This is a genomic window from Kineococcus radiotolerans SRS30216 = ATCC BAA-149 (assembly GCF_000017305.1).
GTDB classification, from domain to species: Bacteria; Actinomycetota; Actinomycetes; order Actinomycetales; family Kineococcaceae; genus Kineococcus; species Kineococcus radiotolerans.
This window is the reverse complement of sequence record NC_009664.2, coordinates 640,735-661,175: the sequence shown is the minus strand read 5'-3', so window position 1 is coordinate 661,175 and position 20,441 is coordinate 640,735. Positions and strand designations below refer to the sequence as shown.

Genomic DNA, 20,441 nt, shown 5'->3' with positions numbered 1-20,441 from the left:
GACCGCGCTCGCCCTAGGATCAGCATCATGCCGCTGCCACCCGTGGGGTACCCGACCCGGTGGGAGGCCGACGTGGCGCTGCGCGACGGCGGCACCGCGCACGTGCGCCCCATCCGGCCCGACGACGCCGACCTCGTGGCCGCCTTCCACGTCCGCCAGTCCGAGGAGTCCCGCTACTTCCGCTTCTTCGCCCCGCTGCCGCGCCTGTCCCGGCGCGACCTGGCCCGCTTCACCCAGGTCGACCACGTGGACCGGGTGGCGCTGGTGGCGACCATCGGCGAGGACATCGTCGGCATCGCCCGCTTCGACGCCGCCCCCGTCCGGCCCGGCCGCCCGCGCTCGGCCGAGGTCGCCTTCAACATCTCCGACGCCCACCAGGGCCGCGGGCTCGGCTCCGTCCTGCTGGAGCACCTGGTCGCCGCCGCCCGCGAGCGCGGGATCCGCCGCTTCACCGCCGACGTGCTGCCCACCAACGCCAAGATGATCGGCGTCTTCCGCGAGGCCGGTTTCGAGGTCCGCCAGGGCTACTCCGACGGCGTCCTCGAGGTCTCCTTCGACATCGACCCCACCGAGCGCTCCCTGGACGTCATGCGGGCCCGCGAGCAGCGGGCCGAGGCCCGCAGCGTCGCCGCCCTCCTCACCCCCTCCTCGGTCGTGGTCGTCGGGGCGCGGCGCACCCCGGGGACGGTCGGGCACCGCCTGCTGGCCGACCTCGTCGCCGGGGACTTCGCCGGCGCCGTGCACGCGGTGAACGCCGCCGGGGCCGGGGAGGAACTCCTCGGGATCCCGTTGCTGGCCTCGGTGCGCGACCTGCCCGACCGGGTCGACCTGGCCGTCGTCGCGGTCGCGCCGGCCTCCGTCATCGACGTCGTGAACGACTGCGCCGCAGTGGGTGTGCGGGGCATCGTGGTCGTCTCGTCCGGTTTCGCCGAGACCGGGCCCGAGGGGGCGGAACTGCAGCGGGAACTGGTCCGGATCGCCCGGGCCAACGGCATGCGCGTCATCGGCCCCAACTCCTTCGGCGTGGTCAACACCGACCCCGCGGTCCGGCTGAACGCCTCCCTGGCCGAGGAGGTCCCCCGGCCCGGCCGGTTCGGGCTGTTCAGCCAGTCCGGCGCCCTGGCCGTGACGGTGCTGAGTTCCGCGCAGCGGCGCGGGCTGGGGCTGTCCACGTTCGTCTCCGCCGGCAACCGCGCCGACGTGTCCGGCAACGACCTCATGCAGTTCTGGCACGACGACGAGGCGACCTCCGCCGTCGGCCTGTACCTGGAGAGCGTCGGCAACCCCCGCAAGTTCAGCCGGGTGGCGCGCGGGCTGGCGCGGCGCAAACCCGTCATCGTCGTGAAGTCCGGCGCCTCCGGCTTCGGCGTCCCGCCCGGGCACGCCGTGCGCCGCTCCCGGGTCCCCTTCGAGGTCGTCGACAGCATGCTGCGCCAGGCCGGGGTCATCCGCGTCGAGAACGTCCACCAGCTCTTCGACGTCGCCCAGGTCGTCGTCGAGCAGCCGCTGCCGGCGGGCTCGCGCATCGCCGTCGTCGGCAACTCCGACGCGCTGGGCACCCTCGCCGCCGACGCCTGCGTCAGCTGGGGCCTGCAGGTCGTGCACGGGCCCACCGCCGTCCACCCCGAGGCCGGGGTGGCGGAGTTCACCGCCGCCCTGCGCGCCGCCTTCGCCGACCCCGCGGTGGACGCCGTCGTCGCCAGCTGGGTACCCCCGACGGCCACCGTGGACGCCGGCGTGGCCGCCGCCGTGGCCCGGACCGCGGCCGAGGGCGGCAAGACCTGCGTGACCTGCTTCCTGGGGACCCGCTCGGTCTCCGCCTCCCCGGGCGGGCTCGAGGGGGCGGTGACCGGGAGCGCGGAGGTGGCCCCCGGCTCCACCGTGCCCAGCTTCCCCACCCCCGAGGACGCCGTCCGCGCGCTGGCCGCCGTCGTCCGCTACGCCGACTGGCGGCGCAAGGACCCCGGCCACCCGCTCGCCCCGGAGGGCGTGGACCTGGTCGCGGCGCGCGCCGTGGTCGAGCGCGCCCTGGCCGCCCACCCGGGGGGCACCGCCCTCGGGGGGCGCGAGCGCACCGAGCTGCTCGAGGCCGTCGGGGTGCGGCTGCTGCCGCGGGCGGAGGTCGGCGGGGTGGAGGAGGCCGTGGCGGCCGCCGAGCGCCTGGGCTGGCCGGTGGCCCTCAAGACCGTCGGCGAGGAGCTCTCCGGGCGCCAGGACCTGCGCGGGGTCCGGCTGAACCTCTCCACCCCCGAGGCGCTGCGCGAGGCGGTGGGGGAGATGCGCGAGGTCTTCGGCGCTGGGGCCACCACCCTGGCCGTGCAGCCGATGGCCCCCCTCGGCGTGCCCTGCCTGGTGCGCAGCACCGAGGACCCCCTCTTCGGCCCGGTGCTGTCCTTCGGCGTCGAGGGCGACCCCCTCGACCTCATGGGGGACGTCGGGTACCGCATCCCGCCCCTGACCGACGTCGACGTGGCCGACCTCGTCCGCTCGGTGAAGGCGTCGCCGAAGCTGTTCGGGCACCGCGGGGCGCCCGTCCTCGACGTGCCCGCCCTGGAGGACGTCGTGGCCCGGGTCGCGGTCGTGGCCGACGCCCTGCCCGAGATCGCCGAGCTCAAGCTGTCCCCGGTCCTGGTCGGCGAGCGCGGGGCGGTCGTCCTCGACGCCGTGGTGCGCGTCGCCGCCCCCCAGGGGCGGGCCGACCCCGACCGGCGCACGTTGCCGTTGTGAGATCCGCTCCCCGCGTGCGGGAGGATGGGGGGATGCGCGAGCGCACGAACACCCGCGACGGCCACCGGGACGACGCCCGGAGGGGATCCGACCTGCCCGACGCCCTCCTGCAGGACCTCGAACGGGCCGGGTACTACCCGGCCCTCGTCGCGGACAGCCTGCGGACGGCCGTGGCCGGTGAGCCCGTCGAGTCCCACCTCGTGCACCCGGAGACGACCTTCGACGCCAACGAGGTCCGCCGCCACGTCACGGTGCTGGCCACGACCCCGACCCGCCTCGTCGTCGCCCACGCCGACGACCACGCCCCCGACGAGACCGCGAACGAGGCCTACGCCGTCTGCTCCACCGAGTCGGTCGCGCTCTCGCGGGTGCACTCCGTGGTCGTCTCCCAGGTCGTGACCCGCCCCGCCGACCACCGCCCGGGCAGCACCCCGGCCGAGGTCAGCCTCACCCTCGGGTGGGGTGCGCTGCAGCGGGTCGACCTCGAACCCGCGTCCTGCCCCGACCCCGACTGCGAGGCCGACCACGGCTACACCGGCACCCTCGCCGGCGACGACCTGACCGTCCGGATCGCCAGCGCCGCCGAGGGGGCCGACGCCGTGGCCGCCGCCCTCTCCTTCGCCCGCGCGCTGTCCGCGGTCACCTCCCGCTGACCCGCGTGCTCGCTCCCGGGCCCGAGGGGCTGCCCGCGCCCGACTACGGCCGCGACACCCTCGCCGACCTCCTCCCCGCGGTGGGCCGGGCGCTGGGGGTGGCCGAGTTCGCCGCGGCCTCCCCGCACCTGCCCGTCCCCGAGGCCCGGCGCATCTGCCTGGTCCTCGTCGACGGCATGGGCGACCTCGCCCTGCGGAGCCGTTCCGGGCACGCGCCGACGATGCGGCGCTGGCGCGCGGACGGGCTGCACCGCCCGCTCACGGCCGGGTTCCCCACGACGACGGCGACGAGCATGGGTCTGCTGGGCACCGGCCTGACCCCCGGCGGGCACGGCCTCGTCGGGTACGAGGTGCTCGACCCCGACCGCGACGTCCTGCTCAACGAGCTGCAGTGGGACGCCGCCGTCGACCCCCGGCGCTGGCAGCCGCGCACCACGCTGTTCCAGCGCATCGCCGCCGCCGGCGTCGACGTCGTGCGGGTCGCCCCGCCGCACTTCGACGGGTCCGGGCTCACCGAGGCCGCGCTGCGCGGGGGGCGCTTCGTCGGCACCCCCGACCGCCTCGAGGCCCGCGTCGACGCCGCCGTGAGCGCCGTCCGCTCCGCCCCGCACCAGCTCACCTACCTGTACTGGGGCAAGCTGGACTCCACCGGGCACGGGGAGGGCGTCGACTCCACCGCGTGGGTCGCCGAGCTCGAGCGCGTCGACGAGGCCCTGGCCGCCCTGGCGCGGCGGCTGCCCCGCGGGACCCTGCTCGTCGTGACCGCCGACCACGGCATGGTCGACGTCGCCCCGTCCCAGCGCGTCGACCTGGCCCTGGAGCCGGAGCTCAGCCTCGGGGTGCGCCACGCCGGCGGGGAGCCGCGGGCCGTCCAGCTCTACACCGAGGCCGGGGCCGCACCGGAGGTCGCCGCCGCGTGGCGGGCGCGGTTCGGGGCGAGCGCGGAGGTCGTGCTGCGCTCCGAGGCCGTGGCCGCCGGCTGGTTCGGGCCGGTGGAGGAGCGGGTCGCCGGGCGCATCGGCGACGTCCTCGCGGTGATGCGCGAACCCCTGGCGGTGGTGAACTCGGCGCGGATGCGTCCCGCGACGCTGCGGCTCGTGGGGCAGCACGGGGCCCTGTCCGACCTCGAGCGCCTCGTCCCGCTGTTCTGCGTGCCCTGCTGACCGGCCGGTCCCGGGACCGGCCGGCCGGGCCGCCGCGGTGCGGCCGGCCCGGCGGGGTCAGTCCTTCTTGGTGCCGAACATGATGTCGTCCCAGCTGGGGACGCTGGGGCGCTTGGACCCGGAGGCGCCGCCGGCCCGCTTCGCGGAACGGTTGCGACGACGGGGGGCGGGCGGTCCGGCCGGGCCCTCGGGGACGGGCGCCGGTTCCGCCGCGGCCTCCGCCTGGGCGGGCTCGGGTTCGGGCGCGGGGGCGGGTTCCGCCTCCGGTGCGGGTTCCGGCTCGGCCGCGGGGGACGGCTCGGCGTCGAGCGCGGGCTCGGCGTCGAGCGCGGGCTCCGGGTCGGGGCCGGGCAGCACGGTCCGGTCCTCGAGGTCCTGCGGGGCCGACGCCGCCGGGTGCGCGGGCGGGGGGTCCGCGGTCAGCGCGTCCACGCGCAGCTCCGCCTCCGGGGCCTCCGCCGCGGGCTCGGGGGGCCGGGCGGCCTCCGGCCGCACCCCCCGCTGCGCGTCCAGCGCGTCGAGCAGGTCGTCGGTCGGATTCGAGCGGACCCCGCCGTCGGCCTCCACGTCGTAGACGCGTTCGCCGGAGCGGTCCGCGCGCCCCTCGCCGGCCACCGACACCAGGCGACGGGAGGGCAGCGGCCCCGGCTCGGACGGCTCCTCCTCGCTCAGCCAGCGGGCCTCGTCGTCGTGGGCGGACAGCACCCGGGCCGAGGGGTCGAAGCCCCAGCGCGCCACCCGGCCGCGGCCCCCGGCGACGAACTCGCACTGCACCGTCCAGGAGCCGTCGTCCTCGCGCCAGGCGTCCCAGCGGGCGCCGTCGGGGTCGACCGCGCGGGCGGAGAGCCGGGCCACGACCACGTCGTCGAGGCTGCCCGCCGCCGCGGAGCGGCCGTGCGGGGTCCGCCGGGCCAGCCCCGCGACGTGGGCGCGCTCGGCCAGCACGGGACCCTCGTAGCGGCGGACGTGCTCCAGGGTCAGCCCCCCGGCGGCGGCGACGTCCTCGGCGGTCTCCCCGGCCCGGATCCGGGCCTGGATGTCGCGCGGGCGCAGCTGCGCCTCCATCTGGATCTGCAGCTGACCCAGGCGGGCGCGGTCGCGGCGCACGGCAGCGCGCAGCGCCTCGTCGACCCGCAGCCGGTACCGGCCGCCGTCGGTCGCCACGAGCACGACGTGCTCACCGTCGTCGTGGACCCCGACGAGCCTCAGGTCCTGCATGAGGGGCGTCCTCCCGGCTGTGTGTGGTCGACCATCATCGCGGATGCACTCTGCCACCTCCGACCCCGGGGCGCGTGCGGTCGGGCGTGGCAGGAGAATGAGCGCGTGACCGACGCGAGCCCGATCGACCTGCCGTACGACGCCCTGCTGCTGCTCTCCTTCGGGGGGCCGGAGGGCCCCGACGACGTCATGCCGTTCCTGGAGAACGTCACGCGGGGGCGCGGCATCCCGCGCGAGCGCCTCGAGGCCGTGGCCGAGCACTACCTGCACTTCGGCGGCCGCAGCCCCATCAACGACCAGAACAAGGAGCTGCTGGCCCAGCTGCGGGTGGAGCTCGACGCCCGCGGGCTGGCGGGCCTGCCGCTGCTGTGGGGCAACCGCAACTGGGAGCCCTACGTCACCGACGTCCTGCGCGAGGCCCACGAGGCCGGGGCCCGGCGGGTCCTCACCGTCTTCACCAGCGCCTACTCCTCGTACTCCAGCTGCCGGCAGTACCGGGAGGACCTGGGCAAGGCGCTGCAGGCGCTGGCCGAGGAGGGCCGCTCCCTGGAGGTCGACAAGATCCGGCACTACTTCAACCACCCGGCGTTCACCGACGTCAACGCCCAGGCCGTGGCCGCCGCCCTGGAGGAGCTCCCCGAGCCCGCCCGCGCGGGCGCGCGCGTGGTCTTCGTCACCCACAGCGTCCCCGACGCCATGAACGACGTCTCCGGCCCGCCCGCCGCGGGCGGCGGCGCCTACGTGCGCCAGCACCTCGACGTGGCCGCCGAGGTCGCCCGCCGGGCGGGGGAGCGCGCCGGGCGGGAGCTGGCCTGGGACCTCGTCTACTGCTCCCGCAGCGGCCCGCCCACCCAGCCGTGGCTGGAGCCCGACGTCAACGACCACCTGCGCGAGCTGCACGCCGCCGGGGTGCCCGGCGTCGTCGTCGCCCCGATCGGCTTCGTCAGCGACCACATGGAGGTCAAGTTCGACCTCGACACCGAGGCCGCCGAGACCGCCGAGGAGATCGGCCTGCCCTTCGCCCGGGCCGCCACCGTCGGTGCCCACGCCCAGTTCGTGGCCGGCCTCGTCGACCTCGTGGAGGAGCGGGCCGCGGAGGCGCGCGGCGGCAGCCCCGCCCGTCCGGCCACCGGCGCCCTCGGCGCCTCGCACACGGTGTGCCCGGTGGACTGCTGCCGCAACCTGCGCGCCCAGGTGCCCGCCGCGACGGGCGAGGACTACCGCGCCCCGGCCGTGGCCCGCGGGTGAACGAGGAGCTGCGCGAGGTCGCCGTCGCGGTGGCCCTGGCGGCCGGGGAGCTCGTCTCCGCCGGCCGCCCGGACCGCGTGGAGGTCGCCTCGACCAAGTCCAGCCCCACCGACGTGGTGACGGCCATGGACACCGCCTCCGAGCAGCTGCTGCGCACCGAGCTGGCCCGGGTGCGCCCCGAGGACGGGTTCCTGGGGGAGGAGGGGGGGCACCGGCCCGGCCGCAGCGGGCTGACCTGGGTCGTCGACCCCATCGACGGCACGGTGAACTACCTCTACGGGCTGCGCGCCTACGCCGTGAGCGTCGCCGTGGTGCGCGCCGCCGACCCCGCCGCCCGGCCCGACCCGGCCACCTGGACCGTCCTGGCCGGGGCGGTCGTGGACCCCTCCCAGGGCGAGACGTGGTCGGCCGCCCTGGGGGGCGGGGCCCGGCTCACCGACGCGCGGGGCACCCGGGCGCTGACCGCGCCGACGGGACCGGAGCTGGGGCAGGCGCTGGTGGCCACGGGGTTCGGCTACGACGCCCGCCGCCGCGCGGAGCAGGCGGCGGTGGTGGCCCGGCTGCTGCCGCGGGTGCGCGACCTGCGCCGGGTCGGGGCGGCGTCCCTGGACCTCTGCTCGGTGGCCGCGGGGCGCGTCGACGCCTACTACGAGCGCGGCCTGAAGCCGTGGGACCTCGCCGCCGGGGCCCTGGTGGCCGCGGAGGCCGGGGCGGTCGTCACCGACTTCACCGGCGCGGCCGCCGGCGGTCACGGGCTGGTGGCTGCCTCGCGCGACCTGCACCCGCACCTGCTGCGGGCCCTGGCCGACGCCGGGGCCGGCGACCCCGGGGTGGGCGACCCCGGGGTGGACGACCCCGGGACGGACGACGGAGCCTGACCCTCCACCCGAGGTGGAGGGTCAGGCCCGGGACCGGCTCAAGCCGTCGCGCACTCCGCCCCGGACCGCAGGTCGAGGACCCGTCCGGACTGGTGGTCGGCGAGGTAGGCGACGGTGTCGGGCAGCGCGACGTCGTGCGCGGCGGCGAGGTCCACGAGGGCCTCGAGGTCGTCCAAGAACGCCTGGGCGAGGTCGTCGTCGCCCGAGGCGGCGGCGGAGTCGATGGTGGCGCGCGTCCTCTGGACGCGCTCGGACAGTTCGGCCACGAACGACGGGGTGGGACTGGGTTCCTGCACGGGCACGGCACCTCCCTGGACGGCTCGGGGGCCCGGCGCTCGCGGCCCGACGCTGGACGCGTGGGACGAGCGGCCGATCGGCGGGGACGCGATCAGAGTACGGGCCCGGGCCGCTCCGGCCAACTCCCGGGGTGTCCGTTCGTGGACGACCAAAGTCGTTGCGTGAGCGAGGATGTGCACCGTGAGACGGATGCGGGCATTGGGGTGGTCGTGGTGCCGCGACCCGCCCCGGTTCGAACCGCCCGCCCCGGTAGGTCATGATGCGTGCTCGCTCGACCGCACCGCTCCCGCGGAGGGCGGGCGTGGACCGGGCACGGGCGGTGCCCGGCTCGCCGCACCGCGAGGGCGGTGACCGCACCACGAGACGGCATGGAGTGTGAGGCAGGGTCATGGCGACCGACTACGACGCACCGCGCAAGAACGACGACGAGCTGAACGAGGACTCCATCGAGGAGCTCAAGGCCCGTCGCACGGACAAGAGCTCGGGCGCCGTCGACGAGGACGAGACGGAGGCGGCCGAGGGCTTCGAGCTGCCCGGGGCCGACCTGTCCAACGAGGAGCTGTCGGTGCGGGTCCTCCCGCGCCAGCAGGACGAGTTCACCTGCACCAGCTGCTTCCTGGTGGTGCACCGCAGCCAGCTGCACGAGCAGCCGGACGGGCGCATCATCTGCAGCGACTGCGCCGCCTGATCTCCGCGGCCAGCCGCTGCGGGTGGCGGGTCGAGACCACCCAGTAGGGCGTGGGGTCGTGGGGGTCGGCGAGGTGGATCCGCACCGCCGTCGGGATCCACGACCGGATCGCCAGGTGGGCCCGGGCGTCCAGCCCCGGCCCCAGCGCCGCGCGGCGCTCCCCGCGCGCGACGACGTCGACCCCGTCGACGACGTCGAGCGGCAGCCGGGCCCGCCCGACCCGGAACTCGGTGTCGGTCAGGCTCGTGGTCCAGGCGAGGCTGAGGAGCACGCCCACGGCCAGCGCGGCGCCGAGGAGCGCCCCGACGAGCGCGCCCCGCGGACCCCAGATCGGCAGCGCGACCAGCGCGCCCCCGAAGACCGCGGGCAACCACGACAGCCAGGTCGTGACCGCCGGCCACCACCGCTCGCGGCCGTCCCACCCCGTCTCCCGCACCACGCTCTGCACCGGCTCAGGGTCGCACGCGCGGGGGCACCGGTAGTGTCCAGCCCCGTGACCGACCAGCTCCAGCCGACCCTCGCGGTCCAGACGGTGCTCACCGTCCCCGAGGCGCTGCCGACCTACGCCCACCCGGGCGATGCCGGCGCCGACCTCACCACCCGCGTCGACGTCGTCGTGGGGCCGGGGGAGCGGGTCAACGTCCCCACCGGGGTCTCCATCGCCCTGCCGGCGGGCTACGCGGCGTTCGTGGTCCCGCGCTCGGGACTGGCCGCCAAGCGCGGTCTCACCACCCTGAACGCGCCGGGGACGGTGGACGCGGGCTACCGCGGCGAGATCCGGGTCACCCTGCACAACACCGACCTGCGCGAGGCCGTCGAGCTGCGCGCGGGGGACCGCATCGCCCAGCTCGTCGTGCAGCGCGTCGAGCGCGTGGAGTTCGTGCCGGTGCCGCAGCTGCCGGGATCCGCCCGCGGCGCCGGGGGGCACGGCTCCACCGGGGGCAGCGAGGCCCTCCACCCCCACCGGCCGACCGTCGGCACCACTCCCAGCACCACCCCGAGCGTCACCCCCGAGGAGCGACCGTGAGCCTGTTCCGCCGCCGCAAGGTCGCCGAGTCCGCCGTCCAGGACGGGTCGGCGGCCGGTGCCGAGAGCGCCACCACCGCCGAGAGCGGGGCCGAGGTCCCCTCGGCCGCCGCCGGGGTCGTGGACGACCCCGAGGCCCGCGCGGCCGCCGAGGCCGGCGCCCCCGCCCGCACGGTCGCCCCCGAGGCCTTCGACCGCACCGGCGGCCCCTTCGACGCCGCCGAGGTCGAGGACGAGGACGGGCGGCTGGCGCTGGGCGGTCTGCGCGTGGCCGGGCGGGAGGGCATGGAGCTGCGCTTCGAGGTCGAGGAGGCCTCCCAGCGCGTCATCGCCGTGACGATCGGGATGAACGGGTCGACGGTGCAGCTGCAGACCTTCGCCGCCCCCCGCAGCAGCGGGGTCTGGGACGAGATCCGCACGGAGATCGCCGCGGCCGTCGCCGCCCAGGGCGGGGCCGCCGAGGAGCAGGACGGCCCGCTGGGCCGCGAGCTGCTGTGCCGCCTGCCGGTGCGGACCGAGGACGGGCGCACCGCCCACCAGCCGACCCGCTTCGTCGGGGTCGACGGGCCCCGCTGGTTCCTGCGCGCGGTGTTCGCCGGTCCCGCCGCCCACGACCCGGCCGCGGCCGCGGAGCTGGAGTCCGTGGTGCGCGACGTCGTCGTCGTCCGCGGCTCCGAGGCGATGGCCCCCCGCGAGCTGATCCCGCTCTCGCTGCCCCCCCAGCCCGGCGCCCCCGCCGCCGCGGCGCCCGGACCGGCCCCGCGCGAGGGGCAGGAGGAGCTCAAGCCCTTCGAGCGCGGACCCGAGATCACTGAGGTGCGCTGAGGAACACCGTCGCGACGGGTGACGTTGGAACCGCAGTCGTCCTGAAGGGGCCTATCGTGGGTGCCGTGTCGAAGTCCTCAGTGCTGAGCGCGCCGCTGTGGCGGCGTGCGCTCGCGCGTTTCACCGCCTCCGAGTCCGACCTGGCCGCCGAGGAGGCCCAGGAGGACGCCGTCCGCCACGGGGGCACCCCGTGCGGGCAGGTCCCCGACCGCACCCGGGCCTGCCTGTGCGGGACCCTGCGCTCGGTGACGCTGCGCCCGCGCGGCGGGGTCCCGGCGCTGGAGGCCGAGCTGTTCGACGGCTCCGGGTCGGTGTCCCTGGTGTGGCTGGGCCGTCGCCGGATCGCCGGGGTCGAGGTCGGCCGGCGGGTCAAGGCCCAGGGCCTCGTCGCCTGCGACGACGGCCAGCGGGTCATCTTCAACCCGGTCTACGAGCTCCTCTGCTCCGAGAAGGCGTGAGCGCTCCGCCGCCCGCGCCGCCCGCGACCGTCGAGGACCTCGTCCGGCAGCGGTTGTCCTCGGCCCTGGGCGGCTGGCGCGGGGTGCTCGACTCCGCCGCTCCGGCGCTGGCCTTCCTCGTGGGCTGGATCGTCACCCACGACCTGCTGGTGTCGGTCGGTGCCTCCCTCGCCGTCCTGCTCGTGGCGCTGGTGGCGCGCATCGCCCGCCGCGAGACCCTGCAGCACGTCCTGGGCGGCATCATCACCACGGCGGTCGCGGCGTTCATCGCCTCCCGCACCGGCCGGGCGCAGGACGTCTTCCTGCCCGGCATCCTCGTCAACCTCGGTCTCGCCGTCGTCTTCGCGGTGTCGATGGTCGCCCGCTGGCCCGTCGTGGGCTTCGTCGTCGGCGCCGTCACCGACGACCCCACGGCCTGGCGCCGCGACCGCGGCGTCGTCGCGCTGTGCCAGAAGCTCACCGGGCTGCTGCTGGCCGGCTACGTGCTGCGGGTGGCGGTCCAACTGCCGCTCTACCTCGCCGGGAACACCACGGCCCTCGCCGTGAGCAAGCTCGTCCTCGGCTGGCCGCTGCTGGTGGCCGGGGTGGCCATCGCCGGGCTGATCCTGCTCCGGGGGAGCACCCCGCTCGCCCCGCCGGAGGGGCCGGCGACCGCCCGGGACTGACCCCGCCCGGCTCCGCGCCGGGAGGGCCGCCCGGGCCGGTCAGGCCCCGGGGGTCGCCCCGGTCACGGGGTGCCCAGCATCGTCCGCAGGGCCGCCTCGGCGTCGGGCACCGAGAGGAACAGCAGGTGGTCCCCGTCCTCCAGGACGTCGTCGGGACTGGGAGACAGGGGGCGGTCGGCCCGCACGATCGCGACCAGCACGGTGTCCTCCGGCCAGGTGACCTCACCGACGGTCCGCCCCATCACCGAGCTCCCGCCCTGCAGGGTGTACTCCGCCAGCGAGGAACGCCCCTGCTGGAAGGTGAACAGGCGGACGAGCTCGCCGACGCTCACGGCCTCCTCGACCAGGGCCGTCATGAGCCGCGGGGTCGACACGGCCACGTCGACGCCCCACGCCTCGTCGAAGAGCCACTCGTTCTTGGGGTTGTTCACCCGCGCCACCGTGCGCGGGACGCCGTACTCGGTCTTGGCCAGCAGCGACACGACGAGGTTCGCCTTGTCGTCGCCGGTCGCGGCCACCACGACGTCGCAGTCGGCGAGCTCGGCCTCGTCGAGGCTGACGATCTCGCAGGCGTCGGCCAGCAGCCACTGGGCGTCGGGCACGCTGGTGATCTTCATGGCGGCGGGGCTGCGGTCGATGAGCAGCACGCGGTGGCCGTTCCCGAGCAGCTCGCGGGCGATGGACCGGCCGACGATGCCGGCGCCGGCGATGACCACGCGCATCAGGAGTCCCCCTCGGGAGCGGCGGCGAGCAGGGCGGTGGCCTGCCCCAGCCGTTCGTCGGCGACGACGACGTGCACCACGTCGCCGTCCTGGAAGGCCATGCCCCGGGTGGGGACGATCCCCTGGCCCAGCCGCGTCACGTAGGCCACCCGCACCCCGGCCGCGGCCTCCAGCGCGGACAGCGGACGGCCGGTCCAGCCCTCGTGGACGATGGTCTCGACGAGCACGACACGCCCGGAGGGGTCGCGGAACTCGCTCAGCGCCCCCTGGGGCACCAGGCGGCGCAGGACCTGGTCGGCGGTCCAGCGGACGGTGGCGATGGTGGGGATGCCCAGCCGCTCGTAGATCTCGGCCCGGCCGGGGTCGTAGATGCGGGCCACGACGTTGTCGACGTCGAACTTCTCCCGCGCCACGCGGGCGGCGAGGATGTTGGAGTTGTCGCCGGAGGACACCGCGGCGAAGGCGCCGGCCTCGTGGATGCCCGCCTCGACGAGGGTGTCGTGGTCGAAGCCCACCCCCGTCACGCGGCGGCCGGCGAAGGTCGGGCCCAGGCGGCGGAAGGCGTCGGCGTTCTGGTCGATGACGGCCACGCTGTGCCCGCGCTGCTCGACGGTGACCGCCAGGCTCGAGCCCACCCGGCCGCAGCCCATGATCACGAAGTGCACGCCGGAAACGCTACCTCCTCCCGCGGCGGTCGGGCGCGGCGCACACCGGCGCAGCACCTACCATCTGGACACGTGCCCTCTCTGACGGACGCGGTCAAGCGCGTACTCGTCGGGCGGCCGTTCCGCAGCGAACGACTGTCCGAGACGCTGCTGCCGAAACGCATCGCGCTGCCCGTCTTCGCCTCCGACGCGCTGAGCTCGGTGGCCTACGCACCCGACGAGATCTTCCTGACCCTCTCCATCGCCGGGATCGCGGCCTACGTGTTCTCGCCGTGGATCGTGGGCGCCGTCGTGCTCGTCATGTTCGTCGTCGTGGCCTCCTACCGGCAGAACGTGCACGCCTACCCCTCCGGGGGCGGGGACTACGAGGTCGCGACGGTCAACCTGGGGCCCAACGCGGGGCTGACGGTGGGCAGCGCGCTGCTGGTCGACTACGTCCTCACCGTGGCCGTGTCGATCTCCTCGGGGGCCCAGTACGCCGCCGCGGCGATCCCCGCGCTGCGCGGGCACGAGGCCCTGTTCGCGGTGGCCCTCGTGCTGCTGCTGATGTCAGCGAACCTGCGCGGGCTGCGCGAGAGCGGCGCCGCGTTCGCGATCCCCACCTACATCTTCATGTTCTCCATCCTCGGGATGGCGGTCTACGGGCTGGTGCGGCTGCTGTTCGGGGACCTGCCCGACGCGCCCAGCGCCTCCCTGGGGCTGGCCGCCGAGCACGACATCTCCGGTGGCCTGACCAGCGTCGCCGGGGCGTTCCTGATCCTGCGGGCCTTCTCCTCCGGCGCCGCCGCCCTCACCGGGGTGGAGGCCATCAGCAACGGGGTGCCGGCGTTCCAGAAGCCCAAGAGCAAGAACGCAGCCACGACCCTGCTGCTGCTCGGCCTGACCAGCGTCACGATGCTCGTGAGCATCGTCGCGCTGGCCCGCGCCACCGGGGTCCGCTTCGCCGAGGACCCCGCCACCCAGCTGCTGCGCGACGGCGTGCCCGTGGGCGACAGCTACGTCCAGGACCCCATCATCGGCCAGCTCGCCGCGACCGTCTTCGACCACCTGCCGGTGGCCTTCTACGTCGTCACCGCCGCCACCGGCGTCATCCTGGTGCTGGCCGCGAACACCGCGTTCAACGGCTTCCCCGTGCTCGGCTCGATCCTTGCCCGCGACGGCTTCCTGCCCAAGCAGCTGCACACCCGGGGCGACCGGCTGGCCTTCTCCAACGGCATCATCGCCCTGGCGGTGGCGGCCATCGTCCTCATCGTCGCCTACGACGCCGAGGTCACCCGCCTCATCCAGCTCTACATCGTGGGGGTCTTCGTGTCCTTCACGATGAGCCAGACCGGCATGGTCCGGCACTGGACCCGGCACCTGCGCACCGAGACCGACCCCGCCCGCCGGGCCCAGATGCGGCGCTCGCGGGTCATCAACTCCGTCGGCCTGGGCCTGACGGGCCTGGTCCTGGTCATCGTCCTGCTGACGAAGTTCACCCAGGGCGCCTACATCGCCATCCTGGCGATGGTCTTCGTGTTCGCGAACATGAAGCTCATCCGCCGCCACTACACCTCGGTGGCCCGCGAGCTGGAGATCAGCGAGACCGCGAAGGCCAAGGCGCTGCCCACCGGCGTGCGGGCGGTGGTGCTGGTCTCGAAGCTGCACAAGCCGACCCTGCGCGCGCTGGCCTTCGCCCGGGCGGCCAAGCCCACCGAGCTGCAGGCGGTGACCGTCGCCGTGGACCCGGAGGAGACCGCCTCGCTGCAGCAGCGGTGGGAGGCCCTCGGCGTCCCCGTGCCGCTGACCGTCCTCGACTCCCCGTACCGGGAGATCACGCGACCGGTCGTGGAGCACGTCAAGGGCCTGCGGCAGCGCTACCCCCGCGACCTCGTCGTGGTCTACGTCCCCGAGTACGTCGTCGGCCACTGGTGGGAGACCCTGCTGCACAACCAGTCCGCCCTGCGCCTGCGCGCCCGGTTGCGCTACCAGCCGGGGGTGATGGTGGCCAGCGTCCCCTGGCAGCTGAGCAGCTCGGAGGGCCTGGAGGACCGCGCGGAGCGCGCCGCCCCCGGCCTCGTCCGGCGCGGGACCTTCGGTCCCGCCCCCAGCGAGGAGGACCGGTGAGCGGCCCCACCCGGGCCCGCCGCACCCGCCCGCGGTCCCCGGGCCGCCCCGGGGCGGGGCCGGACGCCCGCGGCACCGAGATCGAGGTCGAGGTCGGGCCGGTCGCCCACGGCGGGCACTGCGTCGCCCGCCACGAGGGCCGCGTCGTCTTCGTCCGCCACGCCCTGCCCGGCGAGCGCGTCGTGGCCCGGATCACCGAGGGCGCGGCGGAGGCGAAGTTCTGGCGCGCCGACGCCGTGCGGGTGCTGCGCGCCGACCCGGCGCGCGTCGAGCCGGCGTGCCCGGTGGCGCGGCCGGGGATGTGCGGGGGCTGCGACTTCCAGCACGCCACCGGCGCGAAGCAGCGCGAGCTGAAGGCGCAGGTCGTGGCCGAGCAGCTGCACCGCCTCGCCGGGCTCGACCTCGACGTGGTCGTCGAGGAGGCGCCCAGCGCCGGGCCGGAGGGCCTGCGCTGGCGCACCCGGACCCAGTTCGCCGTCGACGCCGAGGGCCGCACCGGCCTGCGCGGGCACCGCTCCCACGACGTCGTCCCGCTGGAGGACTGCCCCATCAGCACGGAGCGGGTGGTCGGGAGCGGGGTGCTGGCCCAGCGCTTCGGCAACGTCGAGACCGTCGAGGTCGCCGCCGGCTCCGACGGCGCCCCGCCGCTGGTGGTGGTGACCCCGACCCCGGGGCGGCACGCCCACCTGCCGCGGCTGCCCGACGCCTCGGTGGCGGTGCGCACCGCCGACGGGCTGCACCGGGTGTCCGGCCGCACCTGGGTGGAGGAGCGCGTCACCGTGCGCGGTGAGGACCACGCCTTCCGCGTCGGCGGCGCGGGGTTCTGGCAGGTGCACCCGGCCGCCCCGACGCTGCTGGGCGAGGCCGTGCTCGCCGCGCTGGACCCGCGACCGGGGGAGAGCGCGCTGGACCTCTACTCCGGGGCGGGGTTGTTCACCGCGCTGCTGGCCGACGCGGTCGGGGCCGGGGGGTCGGTGCTGGCCGTGGAGGGCGAGGAGCGCGCCGTGCGCGACGCGCGGCGGTCCCTGCACGGGCGGGAGCAGGTGGAGCTGTGGGCGGGGGCGGTGGAGGAGGCCCTGGTGGACGAGGAGCTCACCGCCCGCCGGGTCGACGTCGTGGTCCTCGACCCGCCCCGTTCCGGGGCCGGGCGCGAGGCGGTCGCGGCCGTCGCGGCGCTGGGGGCGCGGGCGGTCGCCTACGTCGCCTGCGACCCCGCGGCGCTCGCGCGCGACACCGCCTCCCTGGCCGAGCACGGCTACGTCCTCGCGGGGCTGCGGGCCTTCGACCTGTTCCCCCAGACCCACCACGTGGAGTGCGTGGCGCGGTTCGTCCCCCGCGCTCAGGGCTGAGCGGCGCCCTCCGGGGCTCCGCGCAGGCCCTCGAGCACGGCGGTGAGGACCGCCGGCGCGGGGGTGCCGGTGAGGTCCACCACCACGTCCTCCTCGCACCGCGGGGCGGGGCCGCGGGTGGAGTGGCGCGGGACGTAGCGCCCGGGGCGGCGGGCCAGCGTCCCCGCCCCGCGGTGGACGGGGTTCACCCGAGCCGGCCGATGCTGGCCAGCCACAGCAGCAGGACGGCGGTGAACGCGATCGAGGCGACGGCTCCGGCGCCGGCGACCAGGGCCAGGCCGGAGAGGTCGACGCGGTCCCGCAGCGTCCGCAGCAGGTCGTGCAGGCGGGTCCGGAGGTCGAGGACGGGCTTGTCGGGGACGGCGCGCAGGCCGTCCAGGACGGCGGCCAGGACCGCGCCCGATCCGGCGTCGGCCAGCTCGACGGCGCGGGGGAGGCGCCGGGTGGGCAGCGCCCGGTGGGCGGCGGTGGGCCGGGCCGGGCGGGCCGGGCGGGCGGGTCGGGTGGGGGTCCTCGGCACGTCGAGGGGCCGGGAGATCGGGGGGTGCACGGGCTGCTCCTGAGTCCGTCGGGGGCGTTGCCCTCCACTGTGCTGACCCAGCGTGATCCTTCTCAAGCGGTCAGTAGTGCGTCCGAGTGCACCCGTCCGGGTGGTCCGTCGCGGAGCGACGCGTCGCCGGCCCTGGGCGGCCCCTGCGGGGGCCGGGGGTCGCGTGGTATCTTGACGTCGAGATAAATGGTCGCGAGACCCCGCGCGCGATCCCGCCACCGCCGGTGGGACGATCGGGCGACGGCAACGACGACGGAAGACGAGTGAGGAGCTCACGGTGAGCAGCCACAACAGTTTCGAAGCCAAGGCTACCCTAACAGCCGCTGGCACGGAATACACGATCTTCCGTCTGGACGCGGTGGAGGGCTCCGCGAAGCTGCCCTTCAGCCTCAAGGTCCTGCTGGAGAACCTGCTGCGCACCGAGGACGGCGCGAACATCACCGCCGACCACATCCGCGCGCTCGCCGGCTGGGACCCGGCCGCCGAACCGGACACCGAGATCCAGTTCACCCCCGCCCGCGTCCTCATGCAGGACTTCACCGGCGTCCCCTGCATCGTCGACCTCGCCACCATGCGCGAGGCCATCGCCGCCCTCGGCGGCGACGCCACCAAGGTGAACCCGCTCTCGCCCGCCGAGATGGTCATCGACCACTCCGTCATCGCCGACGTCTTCGGCCGCCCCGACGCCTTCGAGCAGAACGTCGACCTCGAGTACGGCCGCAACCGCGAGCGCTACCAGTTCCTCCGGTGGGGCCAGACCGCGTTCGACGATTTCAAGGTCGTGCCCCCGGGCACCGGCATCGTCCACCAGGTCAACATCGAGCACCTGGCCCGCGTGGTCTTCCCCCGCGAGGTCGGCGGGGAACTGCTCGCCTACCCCGACACCCTCGTCGGGACCGACTCCCACACCACCATGGTCAACGGCCTCGGGGTGCTGGGCTGGGGCGTCGGCGGCATCGAGGCCGAGGCGGCCATGCTCGGCCAGCCCGTCTCGATGCTCATCCCGCGCGTCGTCGGCTTCAAGCTCTCCGGCTCCATCCCCGCCGGGGCGACCGCGACCGACGTCGTGCTCACCATCACCGAGATGCTGCGCAAGCACGGCGTCGTGGGCAAGTTCGTGGAGTTCTACGGCGAGGGCGTGGCCTCGGTGCCGCTGGCCAACCGCGCCACCATCGGCAACATGAGCCCCGAGTTCGGTTCCACCGCAGCGATCTTCCCGATCGACGACGTGACCCTGGACTACCTGCGCCTCACCGGCCGCAGCGACGAGCAGGTCGCGCTGGTCGAGGCGTACACCAAGGAGCAGGGCCTCTGGCACGACCCGAGCGACGAGGCCCGGTACTCCGAGTACCTCGAGCTCGACCTCTCCACCGTCGTCCCCAGCATCGCCGGCCCCAAGCGCCCGCAGGACCGCATCGTCCTCACCGGGGCCAAGGAGGCCTTCCGCGCCGCCCTCGGCGACTACGTCGCCGACGAGGTCCCCGCCGGCAACGTCGCCAGCAGCGCGCACAGCGACGCGATCGACGCCGTCGCCGGTTCCTCCCAGGACGAGGCCAGCGCCGAGAGCTTCCCGGCCTCCGACGCCCCCTCCGCCTCCTCCACCGACGAGCGCGACGAACCCGCGGAACCCGGTCACGCCACCGGCCGCCCCTCGAAGAGGGTCGCGGTCACGATGGCCGACGGCACGCAGACCGAGATCGACCACGGCGCGGTCGCCATCGCCTCGATCACCAGCTGCACCAACACCTCCAACCCCTCGGTCATGGTCGCCGCGGCGCTGCTGGCGAAGAACGCCGTCGAGCGGGGCCTGACCCGCAAGCCGTGGGTCAAGACCTCCCTCGCCCCGGGGTCAAAGGTCGTCACCGACTACTACGACAAGGCCGGGCTCACCCCCTACCTGGAGAAGCTCGGGTTCCACCTCGTCGGCTACGGCTGCGTGACCTGCATCGGGAACTCCGGTCCGCTGCCCGAGGAGGTCTCGGCCGCGATCCAGGAGAACGACCTCGCCGTCACCGCGGTGCTGTCGGGCAACCGCAACTTCGAGGGCCGCATCAACCCCGACATCAAGATGAACTACCTGGCCTCCCCGCCGCTGGTCATCGCCTACGCGCTGGCCGGGACGATGGACTGGGACGTCGAGAACGACCCGATCGGCACCGACGAGTCCGGCCAGGACGTGTACCTGAAGGACATCTGGCCCGACGCCGCCGAGGTCGAGCGGGTCATCGGCGAGGCCATCACCAAGGACATGTTCGTCAAGGACTACGCCGACGTGTTCGCCGGCGACGAGCGCTGGCGGGGCCTGCCCACCCCCGAGGGCGACACCTTCGCCTGGGACACCGAGTCCACCTACGTCCGCAAGCCCCCGTACTTCGAGGGCATGCAGGCCGAACCGTCGCCGGTCACCGACATCTCCGGGGCCCGGGTCCTGGCCCTGCTGGGCGACTCGGTGACCACCGACCACATCTCCCCGGCGGGTTCCATCAAGCCCGACAGCCCGGCGGGCGTCTACCTCTCCGAGCACGGGGTCGAGCGCCAGGACTTCAACTCCTACGGGTCCCGCCGCGGCAACCACGAGGTGATGATCCGCGGCACCTTCGCCAACATCCGGCTGAAGAACATGCTGCTGGACAACGTCTCCGGCGGCTTCACCCGCGACTTCACCCGCGGCGGGGAGCAGGCCAGCATCTACGACGCCGCGCAGAACTACGCCGCGCAGGGCACCCCGCTCGTCGTGCTCGGCGGCAAGGAGTACGGCTCCGGTTCCTCGCGCGACTGGGCGGCCAAGGGCACCGCCCTGCTGGGCGTCAAGGCCGTCATCACCGAGAGCTTCGAGCGCATCCACCGCTCGAACCTCATCGGCATGGGCGTCGTCCCGCTGCAGTTCCCGCAGGGGGAGTCGGCGGCGTCGCTGGGCCTGGACGGGACCGAGACGTTCGACATCGCCGGCATCACCGAGCTCAACGAGGGCCGCACGCCCCGGACGGTGAAGGTCACGGCGACGAGGACCGACGGCAGCACCGTCGAGTTCGACGCGGTCGTCCGCATCGACACCCCCGGTGAGGCGGACTACTACCGCAACGGCGGGATCCTCCACTACGTGCTGCGGTCGCTGACCCGGGTCTGACCCGCGGCCACGACGGGCGGTCACGACGGGCGGTCAGCCCGGCCGGTGACCGCCCGTCGTGCTGCGCGGGCGCTGT

20 protein-coding genes are annotated in these 20,441 nt (G+C 75.4%); 13 read left to right on the top strand and 7 right to left on the bottom strand.

Going from position 1 to position 20,441, the window contains the following annotated elements; genetic code table 11:
• Positions 1-27: 27 nt before the first annotated feature.
• From KRAD_RS03315 to KRAD_RS03305, 3 genes are read left to right on the top strand one after another with little or no spacing between them, the layout of a single operon-like run.
• Positions 28-2,727, top strand: a complete 2,700-nt coding sequence (locus KRAD_RS03315; protein ID WP_011981827.1) for a bifunctional acetate--CoA ligase family protein/GNAT family N-acetyltransferase — start codon at positions 28-30, stop codon at positions 2,725-2,727.
• Between the two features lie 32 nt (positions 2,728-2,759).
• Positions 2,760-3,380 carry a DUF5998 family protein gene (locus tag KRAD_RS03310; RefSeq protein WP_203417485.1) on the top strand — a complete coding sequence of 207 codons (621 nt, stop codon included), beginning with the start codon at positions 2,760-2,762 and terminating at the stop codon, positions 3,378-3,380.
• 5 nt (positions 3,381-3,385) lie between these two features.
• On the top strand, positions 3,386-4,543 hold the full coding sequence (locus tag KRAD_RS03305; protein WP_011981825.1) for an alkaline phosphatase family protein: 1,158 nt from the start codon (positions 3,386-3,388) through the stop codon (positions 4,541-4,543).
• 57 nt (positions 4,544-4,600) lie between these two features.
• Here the strand turns inward: KRAD_RS03305 and sepH are convergent, their stop codons facing one another.
• Positions 4,601-5,761 (bottom strand): septation protein SepH, encoded by a 1,161-nt coding sequence (sepH, locus tag KRAD_RS03300; RefSeq protein ID WP_011981824.1) that lies wholly within the window; start codon positions 5,759-5,761, stop codon positions 4,601-4,603.
• Between the two features lie 105 nt (positions 5,762-5,866).
• Here sepH and KRAD_RS03295 point away from each other — a divergent pair, with 105 nt between their 5' ends.
• Both KRAD_RS03295 and KRAD_RS03290 read left to right on the top strand, forming a co-directional pair.
• A complete protein-coding gene (locus KRAD_RS03295) occupies positions 5,867-7,009 on the top strand; it encodes a ferrochelatase (protein WP_011981823.1) in 1,143 nt (380 codons plus the stop codon).
• Positions 7,006-7,887: an inositol monophosphatase family protein gene (locus KRAD_RS03290; RefSeq protein ID WP_011981822.1), complete on the top strand. Its 882-nt coding sequence runs from the start codon at positions 7,006-7,008 to the stop codon at positions 7,885-7,887. The genes KRAD_RS03295 and KRAD_RS03290 overlap by 4 nt, the downstream gene beginning before the upstream one ends.
• Before the next feature lie 38 nt (positions 7,888-7,925).
• Here KRAD_RS03290 and KRAD_RS03285 read toward each other — a convergent pair whose 3' ends face one another.
• On the bottom strand, positions 7,926-8,183 hold the full coding sequence (locus KRAD_RS03285) for a hypothetical protein (protein WP_011981821.1): 258 nt from the start codon (positions 8,181-8,183) through the stop codon (positions 7,926-7,928).
• Between the two features lie 389 nt (positions 8,184-8,572).
• On the opposite strand from KRAD_RS03285, the gene KRAD_RS03280 reads away from it, so the two are divergent.
• Positions 8,573-8,872, top strand: coding sequence for a DUF4193 domain-containing protein (locus KRAD_RS03280; protein ID WP_011981820.1), 300 nt, complete (start codon positions 8,573-8,575; stop codon positions 8,870-8,872).
• On the opposite strand, the gene KRAD_RS03275 is transcribed toward KRAD_RS03280, so the two are convergent.
• Complete coding sequence (locus tag KRAD_RS03275; RefSeq protein WP_011981819.1) at positions 8,847-9,320, bottom strand: DUF3093 domain-containing protein; 474 nt, start codon at positions 9,318-9,320, stop codon at positions 8,847-8,849. The genes KRAD_RS03280 and KRAD_RS03275 overlap by 26 nt on opposite strands.
• Before the next feature lie 45 nt (positions 9,321-9,365).
• Here KRAD_RS03275 and dut point away from each other — a divergent pair, with 45 nt between their 5' ends.
• Genes dut through KRAD_RS03255 form a run of 4 tightly spaced genes read left to right on the top strand, consistent with a single transcriptional unit; the run spans position 9,366 to position 11,846 of the window.
• Positions 9,366-9,899 (top strand): dUTP diphosphatase, encoded by a 534-nt coding sequence (gene dut, locus KRAD_RS03270; protein ID WP_238985698.1) that lies wholly within the window; start codon positions 9,366-9,368, stop codon positions 9,897-9,899.
• A complete protein-coding gene (locus KRAD_RS03265) occupies positions 9,896-10,723 on the top strand; it encodes a DUF3710 domain-containing protein (RefSeq protein WP_011981817.1) in 828 nt (275 codons plus the stop codon). Before dut ends, KRAD_RS03265 begins: the two co-directional genes overlap by 4 nt.
• A gap of 56 nt (positions 10,724-10,779) precedes the next feature.
• Positions 10,780-11,181, top strand: coding sequence for an OB-fold nucleic acid binding domain-containing protein (locus tag KRAD_RS03260; RefSeq protein ID WP_011981816.1), 402 nt, complete (start codon positions 10,780-10,782; stop codon positions 11,179-11,181).
• On the top strand, positions 11,178-11,846 hold the full coding sequence (locus tag KRAD_RS03255) for a DUF3159 domain-containing protein (protein WP_011981815.1): 669 nt from the start codon (positions 11,178-11,180) through the stop codon (positions 11,844-11,846). Before KRAD_RS03260 ends, KRAD_RS03255 begins: the two co-directional genes overlap by 4 nt.
• A gap of 62 nt (positions 11,847-11,908) precedes the next feature.
• Here KRAD_RS03255 and KRAD_RS03250 read toward each other — a convergent pair whose 3' ends face one another.
• Both KRAD_RS03250 and KRAD_RS03245 read right to left on the bottom strand, forming a co-directional pair.
• On the bottom strand, positions 11,909-12,568 hold the full coding sequence (locus tag KRAD_RS03250) for a potassium channel family protein (RefSeq protein WP_011981814.1): 660 nt from the start codon (positions 12,566-12,568) through the stop codon (positions 11,909-11,911).
• Complete coding sequence (locus KRAD_RS03245; protein WP_011981813.1) at positions 12,568-13,233, bottom strand: potassium channel family protein; 666 nt, start codon at positions 13,231-13,233, stop codon at positions 12,568-12,570. The genes KRAD_RS03250 and KRAD_RS03245 overlap by 1 nt, the downstream gene beginning before the upstream one ends.
• Positions 13,234-13,305: 72 nt before the next feature.
• On the opposite strand from KRAD_RS03245, the gene KRAD_RS03240 reads away from it, so the two are divergent.
• On the top strand, positions 13,306-15,339 hold the full coding sequence (locus KRAD_RS03240; protein WP_011981812.1) for an APC family permease: 2,034 nt from the start codon (positions 13,306-13,308) through the stop codon (positions 15,337-15,339).
• Positions 15,336-16,688: a class I SAM-dependent RNA methyltransferase gene (locus KRAD_RS03235; protein ID WP_011981811.1), complete on the top strand. Its 1,353-nt coding sequence runs from the start codon at positions 15,336-15,338 to the stop codon at positions 16,686-16,688. The genes KRAD_RS03240 and KRAD_RS03235 overlap by 4 nt, the downstream gene beginning before the upstream one ends.
• Here KRAD_RS03235 and KRAD_RS03230 read toward each other — a convergent pair.
• Complete coding sequence (locus tag KRAD_RS03230; protein ID WP_041291874.1) at positions 16,679-16,876, bottom strand: hypothetical protein; 198 nt, start codon at positions 16,874-16,876, stop codon at positions 16,679-16,681. The two genes, KRAD_RS03235 and KRAD_RS03230, sit on opposite strands and share 10 nt — an antisense overlap.
• On the bottom strand, positions 16,873-17,238 hold the full coding sequence (locus KRAD_RS03225) for a hypothetical protein (protein WP_041291873.1): 366 nt from the start codon (positions 17,236-17,238) through the stop codon (positions 16,873-16,875). The genes KRAD_RS03230 and KRAD_RS03225 overlap by 4 nt, the downstream gene beginning before the upstream one ends.
• A gap of 277 nt (positions 17,239-17,515) precedes the next feature.
• On the opposite strand from KRAD_RS03225, the gene KRAD_RS03220 reads away from it, so the two are divergent.
• On the top strand, positions 17,516-20,365 hold the full coding sequence (locus KRAD_RS03220; RefSeq protein ID WP_011981809.1) for an aconitate hydratase: 2,850 nt from the start codon (positions 17,516-17,518) through the stop codon (positions 20,363-20,365).
• Positions 20,366-20,441 lie beyond the last annotated feature (76 nt).

Excerpts from the sequence above, each read along its gene's own strand:
- KRAD_RS03315 (WP_011981827.1), top strand. The coding sequence starts at position 28 with ATGCCGCTGCCACCCGTGGGGTACCCGACCCGGTGGGAGGCCGACGTG.
- KRAD_RS03310 (WP_203417485.1), top strand. The coding sequence starts at position 2,760 with ATGCGCGAGCGCACGAACACCCGCGACGGCCACCGGGACGACGCCCGG.
- sepH (WP_011981824.1), bottom strand. The coding sequence starts at position 5,761 with ATGCAGGACCTGAGGCTCGTCGGGGTCCACGACGACGGTGAGCACGTC.
- KRAD_RS03280 (WP_011981820.1), top strand. The coding sequence starts at position 8,573 with ATGGCGACCGACTACGACGCACCGCGCAAGAACGACGACGAGCTGAAC.
- KRAD_RS03250 (WP_011981814.1), bottom strand. The coding sequence starts at position 12,568 with ATGCGCGTGGTCATCGCCGGCGCCGGCATCGTCGGCCGGTCCATCGCC.